This is a genomic window from Eisenbergiella tayi (assembly GCF_001881565.1).
Classification (GTDB): domain Bacteria; phylum Bacillota; class Clostridia; order Lachnospirales; family Lachnospiraceae; genus Eisenbergiella; species Eisenbergiella tayi.
Window position 1 is genome coordinate 80,611 of record NZ_MPDJ01000010.1, and the last position, 12,395, is coordinate 93,005.

13 protein-coding genes are annotated in these 12,395 nt (G+C 46.2%); 4 read left to right on the top strand and 9 right to left on the bottom strand.

Annotated elements, in window-relative coordinates; translation table 11 throughout:
• Positions 1–56 precede the first annotated feature (56 nt).
• On the bottom strand, positions 57–710 hold the full coding sequence (locus BLA28_RS27580) for a redox-sensing transcriptional repressor Rex (protein ID WP_069159481.1): 654 nt from the start codon (positions 708–710) through the stop codon (positions 57–59).
• 434 nt (positions 711–1,144) lie between these two features.
• Here BLA28_RS27580 and abc-f point away from each other — a divergent pair, with 434 nt between their 5' ends.
• A complete protein-coding gene (gene abc-f / locus BLA28_RS27585) occupies positions 1,145–3,088 on the top strand; it encodes a ribosomal protection-like ABC-F family protein (protein WP_069159482.1) in 1,944 nt (647 codons plus the stop codon).
• A gap of 46 nt (positions 3,089–3,134) precedes the next feature.
• On the opposite strand, the gene BLA28_RS27590 is transcribed toward abc-f, so the two are convergent.
• From BLA28_RS27590 to BLA28_RS27620, 7 genes are all read right to left on the bottom strand, one after another.
• On the bottom strand, positions 3,135–3,548 hold the full coding sequence (locus BLA28_RS27590; protein WP_009252841.1) for a GtrA family protein: 414 nt from the start codon (positions 3,546–3,548) through the stop codon (positions 3,135–3,137).
• A 166-nt stretch (positions 3,549–3,714) separates the two neighbouring features.
• Positions 3,715–4,923 (bottom strand): NADP-dependent isocitrate dehydrogenase, encoded by a 1,209-nt coding sequence (locus BLA28_RS27595; RefSeq protein ID WP_069159483.1) that lies wholly within the window; start codon positions 4,921–4,923, stop codon positions 3,715–3,717.
• A 3-nt stretch (positions 4,924–4,926) separates the two neighbouring features.
• Positions 4,927–5,691 carry a GntR family transcriptional regulator gene (locus tag BLA28_RS27600; RefSeq protein WP_063923891.1) on the bottom strand — a complete coding sequence of 255 codons (765 nt, stop codon included), beginning with the start codon at positions 5,689–5,691 and terminating at the stop codon, positions 4,927–4,929.
• Between the two features lie 3 nt (positions 5,692–5,694).
• On the bottom strand, positions 5,695–7,140 hold the full coding sequence (locus tag BLA28_RS27605; RefSeq protein ID WP_009252844.1) for a 2-isopropylmalate synthase: 1,446 nt from the start codon (positions 7,138–7,140) through the stop codon (positions 5,695–5,697).
• A 221-nt stretch (positions 7,141–7,361) separates the two neighbouring features.
• On the bottom strand, positions 7,362–7,895 hold the full coding sequence (locus tag BLA28_RS27610) for a hypothetical protein (RefSeq protein ID WP_069152385.1): 534 nt from the start codon (positions 7,893–7,895) through the stop codon (positions 7,362–7,364).
• Between the two features lie 63 nt (positions 7,896–7,958).
• On the bottom strand, positions 7,959–8,498 hold the full coding sequence (locus BLA28_RS27615) for a methylated-DNA--[protein]-cysteine S-methyltransferase (RefSeq protein ID WP_069159581.1): 540 nt from the start codon (positions 8,496–8,498) through the stop codon (positions 7,959–7,961).
• A gap of 127 nt (positions 8,499–8,625) precedes the next feature.
• A complete protein-coding gene (locus tag BLA28_RS27620; RefSeq protein WP_016359712.1) occupies positions 8,626–9,537 on the bottom strand; it encodes a S8 family peptidase in 912 nt (303 codons plus the stop codon).
• Positions 9,538–9,754: 217 nt separating this feature from the next.
• On the opposite strand from BLA28_RS27620, the gene BLA28_RS27625 reads away from it, so the two are divergent.
• From BLA28_RS27625 to BLA28_RS27635, 3 genes are all read left to right on the top strand, one after another.
• Entirely contained in the window at positions 9,755–10,060 is a 306-nt protein-coding gene (locus BLA28_RS27625) for a keratin associated protein 6-2-like protein (protein ID WP_069159580.1), read from the top strand.
• A 120-nt stretch (positions 10,061–10,180) separates the two neighbouring features.
• Positions 10,181–10,777, top strand: a complete 597-nt coding sequence (locus BLA28_RS27630) for a hypothetical protein (protein ID WP_009252851.1) — start codon at positions 10,181–10,183, stop codon at positions 10,775–10,777.
• A 2-nt stretch (positions 10,778–10,779) separates the two neighbouring features.
• On the top strand, positions 10,780–11,088 hold the full coding sequence (locus BLA28_RS27635) for a hypothetical protein (protein ID WP_009252852.1): 309 nt from the start codon (positions 10,780–10,782) through the stop codon (positions 11,086–11,088).
• Between the two features lie 111 nt (positions 11,089–11,199).
• Here the strand turns inward: BLA28_RS27635 and BLA28_RS27640 are convergent, their stop codons facing one another.
• A complete protein-coding gene (locus tag BLA28_RS27640) occupies positions 11,200–12,366 on the bottom strand; it encodes an FprA family A-type flavoprotein (protein ID WP_069159579.1) in 1,167 nt (388 codons plus the stop codon).
• Positions 12,367–12,395 lie beyond the last annotated feature (29 nt).

Below are 12,395 nucleotides of genomic sequence, written 5' to 3' on the forward strand. Positions count from 1 at the left end.
TTCCTTTCGCGCAAAAATGCGTCAGGAGTGAAATACTCTGACGCATTTTACAGCCTTTATTCTTCCTCATCTATATCATGTTCTTTTTCATACTGGTTAATCATGTAAGACAGCTTAATCAGGCTGTCCGACAGATGTACATTTTCCACCTGAACACTGTCCGGCACGTCCAAATCCACATGGGCAAAATTCCATATAGCCTTGATTCCCATACCTACCAGCTTTTCCGCAGTAGCCACCGCACTTTCCTTAGGTATGGTAAGAACGGCAATATCGATATTATTGTCCTTGACAAATTCCTGCATTTCCTCCATCGGACGAACCTTCATCCCCCGGATCATTTTACCATGAAGCTTTTCATTAATATCAAAGATTCCTGTAAAAATAAATCCCCTGCGTTCAAAATTCATATAATTTGCCAGAGCCTGTCCCAGGTTGCCCGCTCCGATAATTATCAAGTGATGTTTTTTATCCAGTCCGAGTATCTTGCCGATTTCCGAGTACAGATACTCCACATTATAGCCATAGCCCTGCTGTCCGAAGCCGCCGAAATTATTAAAGTCCTGACGTATCTGGGATGCGGTCACGTGCATGAGCCTGCTCAGCTCCTGAGAGGAAATACGCTCCACACCGCTGTCCTTCAATTCACCAAGGTACCTGAAATATCTGGGAAGACGTGCTATTACTGCCTGAGAAATTTCTTTATCCAATACTTTACGCCTCCAATAATAAAATCAAATCGTTTACCTGTTTTATTATAGACGTATGTTAAAAAAATGTCAATGAATTAGTTCACTTGAGGGTGCAGATAAAAAAACCGGGTGAGAGCCGCCGTGTCCCCAGCCCCGCCGTCCGCCCGTGCGTGCCGTGGTCCTGCAAGGTTCCTTACTGGGGACGCTTTCGCTCGGATAAGCACGCAGCGGTACTAAGGCTGCAAAAGACGCAGCCTAAGGACCGGCGCGCTTATGACGCCCCGTACAGGAATCCTTGCAGGACCACGGCACGCACGGGCGGACGGCAGGGGCTGGGGACACGGCGGCTCTCACCCGGTATTTTTATCTGCACCCTTTACTTGACAGTGTGTTATTTCAACGGTAAACTTGTAAATGTTCAGACGAGAATAATAAGTTAAAGAGGTGTTTCGATGATACTATCCTGTCAGAATATAAATAAGGCATTTCATGAAAAGCAGGTTTTCAAAAACTGCTCCTTTCATATAGAAGATCACGAGAAAGCTGCTATTGTAGGAATTAACGGCGCTGGAAAGACCACCCTTCTCCGCATTATTGTCGGCGAGTTGGAGGCTGACAGCGGGCAGGTTGTTTTCGGGAAGGACACTTCCTATGGTTATCTCGCCCAGAATGCGGAGACGGACGGTGAGAATACGATATATGATGAACTGCTGGAAGTAAAAAAGGACGTCATCCTACTGGAAGAAAAAATCCGCAGCTGTGAACTGGAAATGAAGCATGTGGAGGGCGATGCCCTCACCGCCCTCATGGAACAATACGCGCTTTATACCCATCAGTTTGAGCAGGCGGACGGCTACAGCTATAAAAGTGAAATCACCGGAGTATTAAAAGGACTGGGATTTACCGAGGAAGAATTTTCCAAACAGGCCTCCACTCTTTCCGGAGGACAGAAAACCCGTGTCGCCCTGGGAAAGCTTCTGCTTCGCAAACCCGATCTGATAATACTGGATGAGCCTACCAACCATCTGGACATGTCTTCCATCGCCTGGCTGGAAAACTATCTGCTGAATTATAAGGGGGCTGTGCTCATCGTTTCCCATGACCGGTATTTTCTGGATAAAATAGCCTCTAAGATCATTGAAATAGACGGCACGGAGGTATCTGTCTTCTCCGGTAACTATTCCGACTATGCGGTTAAAAAAGAACAGCTGCGTGCCGCCAGATGGAACGCCTATATGAATCAGCAGCAGGAAATAAAGCATCAGGAAGCGGTTATAGAAAAATTACGTTCCTTTAACCGGGAAAAATCCATCCGGCGGGCCGAAAGCCGGGAAAAAATGCTGCAGAAAATAGACGTACTGGAAAAGCCCACGGAAACCAGGGCGGATATGCGAATGGAACTCACTCCGCGTATTATGAGCGGCAATGATGTCATGCAGGTGGAAGGCCTGGCAAAAGCCTTCGGATCTGAAAAACTGTTCGACAATCTTTCCTTTGCCTTAAAGCGCGGTGAACATGTGGCAATCATCGGTGATAACGGTACCGGGAAAACCACTATTTTAAAGATCATTAACGGCCTTGTGGAACAGGATGCCGGTGAAATCAAGCTGGGTTCCAAGGTACATATCGGTTATTATGATCAGGAGCATCATGTGCTTCACCCGGACAAGACCTTATTTGAAGAAATATCGGACGAATATCCGACTCTCACGAATACGGAAATCCGAAATGTACTCGCTGCCTTCCTCTTTACCGGTGATGATGTATTCAAACAGATAAAAATGCTCTCCGGCGGGGAACGGGGACGTGTTTCCCTGGCAAAGCTGATGCTTTCAGAAGCCAATTTCCTTATCCTGGACGAGCCTACCAACCATCTTGATATCATGAGCAAGGAAATCCTGGAGGATGCCATCAACAGCTACAGCGGCACTGTCCTCTATGTTTCCCATGACCGCTATTTTATCAACCGCACCGCATCCCGGATTCTGGAGCTGGAAAACGGTTCTTTTACCGGATATCTTGGCAATTATGATTATTATCTGGAAAAGAAGGCGGAAAATACTCTCTCTGTTCCGGAAACAGACGGAGCGTTTCCTCCGGCTGCCGGAGGAAGCAGGGAAGGCAATCCCTCCTCCTCTGCCGCTTCAAGCCTGAAACAGGACTGGCAGTCCCAAAAAGAGGCGCTTGCCGCGCAGCGCAAAAAGGAAAATGCCCTGAAACGCTGTGAATCAGAGATCGAACGTCTGGAAAAACGCAGTATGGAAATTGATGAAGAAATGACGCGTCCCGACGTATGCACTAATGTTGCAAAACTGCAGGAATTAGCCAGAGAGAAAGAACAAATCGAAGAAAATCTTCTGCTTCAGATGGAAGAATGGGAAAGCCTGTCGGATTAATTCCGGCAGGCTTCATTAATTTCTGTATTCATGTACAATCTGGAACTCACCCGTTATTTTCAGGCTTTTTCTCAATAAATATCTTTCTGGTAATAAAATTATAAACCATGACAACTGCTGTCGCCGCAATTTTAACCAGCATGTAGGAGCGTTCCATATACTGATCCAACCAGGAGGTTCCTCCCCACATAATTACCTGGTTGATGCCAAGGCCGATAATACTGAGGATAAGGAATATGACAAATTGCTTCGCCTTATTCGCTTCCTTGTCTGCATCGAATACAACGGTAATGCTCAGGATATAATTCACAATCACCGAAACGGAGAAGGAAATTCCGCTGGAAATAACAGAGGATATCCCGCATAGTTCTGTCAGCGCAACCATGATGCCATAATCGATAAAAAAGCACAAAAATCCTACTACTCCAAATTTTAATATCTGTTGTATCAGTTTTTTCATTTTTCTTCTGCCCCTTACTTAGTGTTCTAAAGTACCAGCACGTAATACTGTAACACCTTTTTCGTAAGGAATCAAGCCGTTGTTTTTATCGAAATGCTTCATCTGCTGCGATTCCGTCCGTAATTCCGAATTTAGACATTTGTGATATCAGCCTTTTATAGGCAGACTACAGGATAGCTTCCAGCTGTTTGCGGATGGCTCCGATAAAGTCATGACTGTTCAGTACAGTAACATCCTTCAGAGTTGTAATCTGAGCCAAATCCTTAGTCATTACACCATTTTCAATCGTAGCAAGCGTTGCCTTCTCCAGTTTATCTGCAAACTTCTCCAATTCCGGAATGGCATCCAGTTCGCCGCGCTTTCTCAGAGCACCCGTCCAGGCAAAAATAGTAGCAACAGGATTAGTAGAGGTTTCCTCCCCTTTCAGATATTTGTAATAATGTCTCTGAACGGTTCCATGAGCTGCCTCATATTCATAAATTCCTTCCGGTGAAACCAGTACGGAGGTCATCATGGCCAAAGAACCAAAGGCAGATGAAACCATATCGCTCATTACATCTCCGTCATAATTCTTGCATGCCCATATAAACCCGCCTTTAGCCTTCATTATACGGGCAACTATATCGTCAATAAGGCTATAGAAATATTCCAGCCCCAGTTCATCAAATTTTTCTTTATATTCCTGTTCATATACTTCCTGGAAAATATCCTTGAAGGTATGATCGTATTTTTTGGAGATAGTATCCTTGGTACCGAACCACAGATCCTGCTTTGTACTCACTGCATACTGGAAACATGCCCGTGCAAAACTGGTGATAGATGCTTTGGTATTATGTACACCCTGAATAATGCCTGCGTCCTTGAAGTCATGAATAGTTTCTCTGAATACATTCCCGTCTTTATCAGTAAATACAAGTTCTGCTTTACCGGCTCCCTCTATTTTCATTTCCACGTTCTTATATACATCACCGTAGGCATGACGCGCAATTGTGATAGGCTTTTCCCAGTTCCTGACACAAGGCTCAATCCCTTTCACCACAATAGGAGCACGGAATACCGTACCATCAAGAATGGAGCGGATCGTTCCGTTAGGGCTCTTCCACATTTCCTTCAGGTTATATTCACTCATACGGGCGCCGTTGGGAGTGATGGTGGCACACTTTACGGCAACGCCGTATTTTTTGGTAGCTTCTGCAGAATCGACAGTAACCTGGTCATTTGTTTCATTCCTGTGTTCCAGCCCGAGATCATAATATTCTGTCTTCAGATCCACAAAGGGAAGCAGCAGCTCGTCTTTGATCATTTTCCACAGAATCCGGGTCATTTCATCCCCGTCCATCTCTACCAAAGGTGTGTTCATCGCAATTTTATTCATTCTTTACATCTCCTGTTCCGCCCGGGTCTCATCCCCGGACTCATTTTCTTCATAAGCCTCGTAGAGTCCGCTTTTAACCATGTTCTGGTAAGCCTTGCGGATATGGGCATTCGCGAGCTGTTCGGCCAGATCCGCATCACGCAGCTTAATCGCCTCCATAATCTGACGGTGTTCAGCATTGGACTGTACGCCCCGGGCATCATCCGATAATGTTTTTTTCCTGACACGCAGTACATATTCATGGAATTCCCTCAGCACATGCTCCAGCATTTTGCTGTTGGATGCTTCGTACAGAATGTCATGAAAACGGTTATCCAGCTCCGCCAGCTGCTCGGCATGGCCTTTTCCGGCATGGAATTCGGATAAATAGATGTTCTCTTCCATCTCCTCCATCTGTTCCCTGCTGATGTTCTCTGTGGCCCATCTGGCGCAGAGTCCCTCCAGCAGAGAGCGGATGGCATAAATATCCTCTACATCCTTTACCGTAATACCGGTAACATAGGCTCCCTTGTTCGGAACTATCTGAAGCAGCCCTTCCAACTCCAGCTGACGGAAGGCTTCCCGCACCGGTGTACGGCTTACGCCTAATTCATCGCCGATCGCAGCTTCCCGCAGTTCCTCGTTTTCCTTGTATTTCCCGCTCAGGATATCCTCCCTGAGCTTATGAAAGACACGGCCCCGAAGGGAATACTTATCCGTGACTTCATTTTGAACAGAAGGATGGCCCGCGGAGCGCGGCATCCTTTGTTTTGCATCTTTGTCACCCATATTTTACCTGTCCAGCTTTCCTGCCGCGTTTTTTTGGCTGCCGCCCAAGCTTATGCCAAGTTTTTCGCAGGCGTTATCAATTACTTTAATCAATTCCTCATCCGTCAGTACAGTTACACGTCCGCCGGCATATTCTTCGTCCACCCAGTCCTTTACCTCATGCACCAGTTCTGAGGTTTTGCTTACCTGATCTTCTTCCTTCAGACGGTAATAGGTATTGATCCAGTGGGCGATACCCGCAAGTCCGGATGTATTGGATACCGCACAGATAACAGGCCTGTTTAAAAACTTCTCCGTATCAAATATATTATAAATCTCTTCATTTTTCAAGAGGCCATCCGCATGGATCCCCGCTCTTGTCACATTGAAATTCTTTCCTACAAAGGGGGTTCTCTCCGGAATATGGTATCCGATTTCTTTTTCGTAATACTCCGCCAGCTCCGTGATAACCGTAGTATCCATTCCGTTCAAGTCCCCTTTAAGCTGTGCATATTCAAATACCATGGCTTCCAGAGGCGTATTTCCGGTACGTTCCCCTATGCCGAACAGAGACGCATTGACACCGGAGCATCCATACAGCCAGGCCGTGGTGGAATTGGATACCGCTTTATAAAAATCATTATGGCCGTGCCACTCAATCAGGGCGTGGGGAACACCGGCATGGGTATGAATCGCATAAATAATGCCCGGCACGCTTCTGGGAATAACGGCTCCCGGATAATTTACCCCATATCCCATGGTATCGCAGGCACGGATCTTAATCGGAATCTTATATTCCTTCATGAGCTTCATCAGTTCGAGACAGAAGGGAACCACATAGCCGTAAATATCCGCCCGGGTGATATCCTCCAGATGGCATCTGGGGCTGATTCCTTCCTCAAGGCATTCCCGGATCACACTCAGATAATGTTCCATGGCCTGCCGTCTGGTCATTTTCAGCTTCATGAAAATATGATAATCGGAACAGCTTACCAGAATACCTGTTTCTTTCATGCCAATTTCCTTAACCAGCTTGAAATCCTCTTTGCTGGCACGGATCCAACTGGTCACTTCAGGGAACTGGTAGCCTCTTTCCATACATTTATAGACAGCATCCCTGTCCTTTTTGCTGTAAAGGAAAAACTCACAGGCCCGTATCATTCCATTAGGGCCCCCAAGCCGGTGCATATAATCATAAATATCCACAATCTGTTCCGTGGTATAGGGAGCGCGGGACTGCTGGCCGTCGCGGAAGGTAGTATCGGTAATCCAGATATCCTTAGGCATATTGTGAGGCACAATCCTGTCATTAAAAGGAATCTTCGGAATCTCCGAATAAGGAAACATATTTCTGAAAACATTGGGTTTCTCGACATCATCCAGTATGTACATATGCTCTTCTATTTCCAGAAGATTATTTTTGTCATTCATGCTTACCGGACGGTTTGAAAAAGTTTCATTCGAATTCATGGCACCTCTCCATTTCTCAGGCCCTCAGAAGAAACAGTCATGGACTTCCGCTTCTCTTTCGGATACCTACTTATAGTTTATCCTTTAATCCATGTATAATTGTATACAATTATACATGTCCTGTCAATAATTTTTTAATATGGCTGTTCCGAAAATCCTTATATTCAAGAAAAAACGGATGCCCGTGTTCAGCATCCGCTATTTCCTGATTTAGAGATTTATTATAAAATATAGTTTCCATAGTCAAGGGTAACATTTCCGTTTGCGTCTTTCTGTGTAAAACGCAAAGAATGATATCTCTCAAAAAAACAGTATGTATTTTCACCAGTGATATCGTTACGAAAACTGTTAAAACCATCCTCATCCAGTTTCTTGCATACTTCTCCATGGGCATCGCCATAAATCTCGCCGTTTTCTTCTTTGCCGCACACCCAACCCACTCCAATATTGCTTTCAGGGAGGTCTATGGAGGCATACCCCTCGGGTACCGCAGCATCAGCAGGGAAAAACAGGCCGATCCAATATGTGAAACCTGTCATATCTCCGTGCATAGTCATCAACCCGATGGGAGATTCATCAAATGGTGCGGATAAAATGGCAGCTTTTAATTTGGAAAACCTGTCATTATTCATCCATTCGTCCCATTGCTTACCAAAGCCGCCCGCAGAATCTCTGTCTTCGTTTGTATAGCAAGTACCAATAAACCGCAATGCAGGGAAATGTTCCTTGTAGACTTTTGTTATCTCGATTGACATATTTTTCCTCCAGTTCAAATCTCATCAGCCATGCACTTCACAAAGCTGCTATACATATATTTTTTAAATCGCAGTTCCCTTTTTGGGGACAAAAAGGGAGGACATATCCACTCCTTCCAGCTTGAGCAGCTGTATTTTTTTATCTATTCCCGCCGCATAACCGGTCAGGCTTCCGTTGGAACCAACAACACGATGACAGGGAATGATGATGGAAATGGGATTATGCCCTACCGCACCTCCTACAGCCTGTCCCGACATACCCGGCCTGTTCCTTTTTTCTGCAATCAGCTTTGCGATATCGCCATAGGTAATCACGCTGCCATAGGGAATTTGGCAGAGGATTTTCCATACCTCCTGCCTGAATTCTCCTCCGGCAGGAGCAAGCGGGATTTCCGAAACAGCTGGTTTTCCGCCTGCAAAATAGTTATCCAGCCACTTCCTTGTCCGTTCAAAAACAGGAATTTCCTTATTTTCCACCATCTCTCCCGCCATGGTATTTCCATGGTATTTTTGTCCTTCTATCCATAATCCGGTGAGGTTATTGCCGTCAGAAGCCAGTGTAAGCATGCCGACAGGCGATGAACAGATTGTTGAATAATACATAGCAAACCTCCTTTTTTACAATAAATTGCAAGTATAATGATTATATCACAAAACACTGCAGCAAAAAAGGAACCGGCTATTTGTTTTATCCGGTCCCTTTCTGTATTTCTGTTATATCATGCTGTTTTCACCTGAGTGACCGTGCCACATTCAGCATACCCCAGCCCTGCTTGCTCCAGGATTCTCCCAAATCGGATGCAGACCACAGAATCCTCCGTTTCAGCTGTTCATTGGAGTATTCCGGATATTTCTGAAGGCACAGCGCGGCTGCTCCTGCCACCAGCGGCGTGGACATGGATGTACCGTTTTTTACAATATAGGCATCTCTGCAGCCTCTTACGGTCTGGCGGAAGCCTGCGGAACAGGACATGATGTCCGTCCCCGGTGCGACAATATCCGGCTTTTTCAATTCCGCGCAGGTGGGGCCTCTGCCGGAATAGGATTCACAGGAATTCTGCCTGCCATGGAAGGAATTCCCGTCATGACAGCCTACTGTCACCACCTTCCTGCTGGCTCCCAAAGGAGAAATACTGCCGGCGGCAGGTCCTTTATTGCCTGCTGCCACTACCACAAAAATACCGGCATCCCATACCTTCTCCAGGCAGGACACCAGATACTGCATCATTCTTACATGATCGGTTTCTCCCATGCTCACTGAAATATTTAATATCTTTATTTGATAAAGCTCCCGGCTGTCAAGAACCCATTCAATACCGGCAGCCATATTGGAAATAGTGCCATCTCCCTTATCATCCAGGACTTTCCCCGACAGGATCCTGCATCCGGGTGCAACTCCGGCGTACAGGCCGCCCGAACAGGCTCCGTTTCCGCACAGACATCCGGCCACATGAGTACCATGACCGCAGTCATCATAGGGCATGCGGCTGGTTCCCACAAAATCACGGAAGCCGATAACTCTGTCTGCAAAATCCGGATGCATGGCTATGCCGGTATCCAGAATTGCAACAGTGACGCCGGAGCCGGTGTAGGGAAATACCTCTTCTTCTTCCGCATGTATCAGTTTTTTAACCCGGTCCATTGCTTTGTATGTTTCTTTCTTTTTCTATTAAAGTATGTTTGGGGCAGGTGGTGGGTGAATGGAGAACCCTGGAAGGAAGACTCAGTTATTCCATAAAACGAAAGCTGTTTTCCCATACCAGAATCAATAATTAAAAAAATTTTTATTATCATTGGAAACACTGACATGCTGTACGGCATAGTATAAACCATAAAAACCAATTTGGAGGCAAATAAACATGAGTGATTTAACAGCAAGCGGCTGCGGATGCGGCAGCAATACCGGTTGTGGCCCCAGCAACACCGGCTGTGGTTGTACAACTAACTGTGGCGGGAGCTGCGGATGCGGCGGAAATTCCGGCACTGGAAGCTGGATTTGGATTCTGATCCTGCTTTGCTGCTGCGGCGGCGGAAATAGCTTTGGCGGCGGAAGCGGATGCGGATGCGGAGATTCCAACGGCTGCGGCGGAAACTCCGGCTGCGGAAACATGATGTGGATTCTGATTCTGCTTTGCTGCTGTGGCGGCGGAAACGGCTTCTGCTAATGTAACTGCGCCCATATTGGGCACATACATGAAAATAGGCTCTGTTACAGAGCCTATTTTTATGTTCTTATGTTTCCGGCGCCGACATAGTATTTCTATGAAAGGGAAAAGGACCGGGATATGGAGAAGAATGATAAAGATTATCTACAGACCTTTGATGCTCTGTATACAACCAACCAAATACAAATAATGAAAATCCTGCTGCCCTACTGCAGTCCCGACAGCCGCAGAGGGCTGGCTGTCATGATTAAATTCATGGAATTTGACTACACTCTCCGTCTTACCCGTTCACATCCTGAAAGTTTTCGGGATGAGGCAATCCCTTTTTCCTTAAGTGACATCTGTGACAAAATAAAAAATTACTGTCCTCCCCAGGTACGTTCCATGCTCGAACAGTTCCAGTCCATACAGAATGCCATGCAGATGTATGAGGAAATGAAACAGTATATGGATCTATTTCAGGGAATGAGTACAAATGAGGCAGATGGTACTGCAGCTGCGGACAGCGGCAGCGGCCCTGTTCCGGAAGCCGGACAGGACAATAAAGAAAAAACAGGCGGCAATCCCTTCGGCATGAATCCAATGGATATGGTGATGGGTATGCTGTCACCCGAGCAGCAGTCCATGTTTCAAATGTTCCAGTCAGATTTTAACACAGAAGCGGCTTCCACAGATAATACGATTGCGCGGGACAGCCCGCCGGAAGGAGAACAATAATTATGGCAGATTATACGGGTGCAAATAATTCCTCTGAAAAACCCAAATGGATGCAGGAGCCTTCTTTGAAGGGCATTTCCATGGAGAAGCTGGATTTTTTACAAAAGATGGTTTTTGAAAGCAGCAGTCTTTCCCAGAAAGAGCTCATGCCCTTTCTTATGGCTCTTGCCCAGAAAAGCCGGGCGGCGAACATTACTTTTACCCAGGAGGAAATGACGGCCATCATTGAGGCTATAAAGAAATACAGCACTCCCGAGGAACTGATGAAAATGAATCAGATAATGAAACTCATGCAGCAGCGTAAGAAATAATATGGCAGGGGCAGGAATCTACCTGACAAAATATAAGGGACACTCCCAAATGCTGACTCAGCGCATCGGGCGGTGTCCCTTACATATGACATACTTCTGATTTTATCCGGTTTATTCCACAGCGGCCACTTTATCCGAAAGTTCCTTCAGGCTTTCCTCGGAAGGGACATACTGTATTTTTACAGGATCCATAAGAATATTAAATTTGCATGCCTCCAGCTCCGCATTTACCAGACCCGCGCTCTGTCCGCCCCAGCCATAGGAACCAAACGCAAAAGCTTTTTTATTCTTCGGGGCCAGGCCTTTCATATAACAAAGGAAAGAGGCTACGGTAGGCAGCATCTGGTTGTTCATTGTAGGCGATCCCACAGCGATATACTCCGCCTTCAAAACATCCGTCATGATATCGGATATATGATCCACCTTCAAATCATAGAGTTTGACAGGGACACCCTTCATGGCAAAGCCTTCCACAACAGCCCTTGCCATCCTTTCCGTGGAATGCCACATGGAATCAAATACCACCACCGCCTTTTTATCGGGTGATTCATCGCAGTAATGCTTATAGGCCTTTATGATATCTCCAATGTGGCTCCTCCACATAACGCCATGGCTTGGCGCGATCAGGCTGATATCCAGGCCTTCAATTACCGGTATGGTCTTCTTCATCTGCATACCGTAAGGCATCAGTATATTGGCATAGTACTTCTCCGCTTCCGCCATAACCTCCGCCAAATCCACCTCATCATCATAACGTTTACTGCTGGAGTAATGCTGGCCGAACGCATCGTTTGAAAAAAGGATTTTCTCCTCCGGACAGTATGTAACCATATTATCCGGCCAGTGAAGCATCGGAGTCGGTACAAACTGTAACGTATGGCGGCCCAGGCTCAGGGAATCCCCCGCTTTGACCGGCATATATTCATAGCTGTCGCCATAATGCATTTTAAGGCCGTTCAGCCCGCTGGGCGAGCTGGTAACAATAACAGCGCCCGGAGCCGCCTCCATCACTGCGGGTATAGCGCCGGAATGATCCATTTCCACATGATTGGAAACCAGATAATCAATCCGGGCGGGATCTATAATTTCACGGACACGCTCCAGAAGCTCCGCGGCAAAAGGTGCTTTTACGGTATCGATCAATGCAATTTTCTCATCTACAATCAGGTAGGCATTATAGGTAGCCCCTCTGTTAGTTGTGTAACCATGAAAGCTGCGTACATTCCAGTCAACAACACCGACCGCATAAATACCGGGTCTTAATTCTGTGGTATTCATTACTTATCCTCCTGTTTTTCATTTCGATC

Bases quoted from the DNA above. Each gene is read 5' to 3' on its own strand.
- BLA28_RS27625 (WP_069159580.1), top strand. From the start codon at position 9,755: ATGAGTGATTTAACAGCAAGCGGCTGCGGATGCGGCAGCAATACCGGT.
- BLA28_RS27595 (WP_069159483.1), bottom strand. From the start codon at position 4,923: ATGAATAAAATTGCGATGAACACACCTTTGGTAGAGATGGACGGGGAT.
- BLA28_RS27605 (WP_009252844.1), bottom strand. From the start codon at position 7,140: ATGAATTCGAATGAAACTTTTTCAAACCGTCCGGTAAGCATGAATGAC.
- BLA28_RS27610 (WP_069152385.1), bottom strand. From the start codon at position 7,895: ATGTCAATCGAGATAACAAAAGTCTACAAGGAACATTTCCCTGCATTG.
- BLA28_RS27640 (WP_069159579.1), bottom strand. From the start codon at position 12,366: ATGAATACCACAGAATTAAGACCCGGTATTTATGCGGTCGGTGTTGTT.
- BLA28_RS27630 (WP_009252851.1), top strand. From the start codon at position 10,181: ATGGAGAAGAATGATAAAGATTATCTACAGACCTTTGATGCTCTGTAT.
- abc-f (WP_069159482.1), top strand. From the start codon at position 1,145: ATGATACTATCCTGTCAGAATATAAATAAGGCATTTCATGAAAAGCAG.
- BLA28_RS27600 (WP_063923891.1), bottom strand. From the start codon at position 5,691: ATGGGTGACAAAGATGCAAAACAAAGGATGCCGCGCTCCGCGGGCCAT.
- BLA28_RS27615 (WP_069159581.1), bottom strand. From the start codon at position 8,498: ATGTATTATTCAACAATCTGTTCATCGCCTGTCGGCATGCTTACACTG.
- BLA28_RS27635 (WP_009252852.1), top strand. From the start codon at position 10,780: ATGGCAGATTATACGGGTGCAAATAATTCCTCTGAAAAACCCAAATGG.
- BLA28_RS27620 (WP_016359712.1), bottom strand. From the start codon at position 9,537: ATGGACCGGGTTAAAAAACTGATACATGCGGAAGAAGAAGAGGTATTT.
- BLA28_RS27590 (WP_009252841.1), bottom strand. From the start codon at position 3,548: ATGAAAAAACTGATACAACAGATATTAAAATTTGGAGTAGTAGGATTT.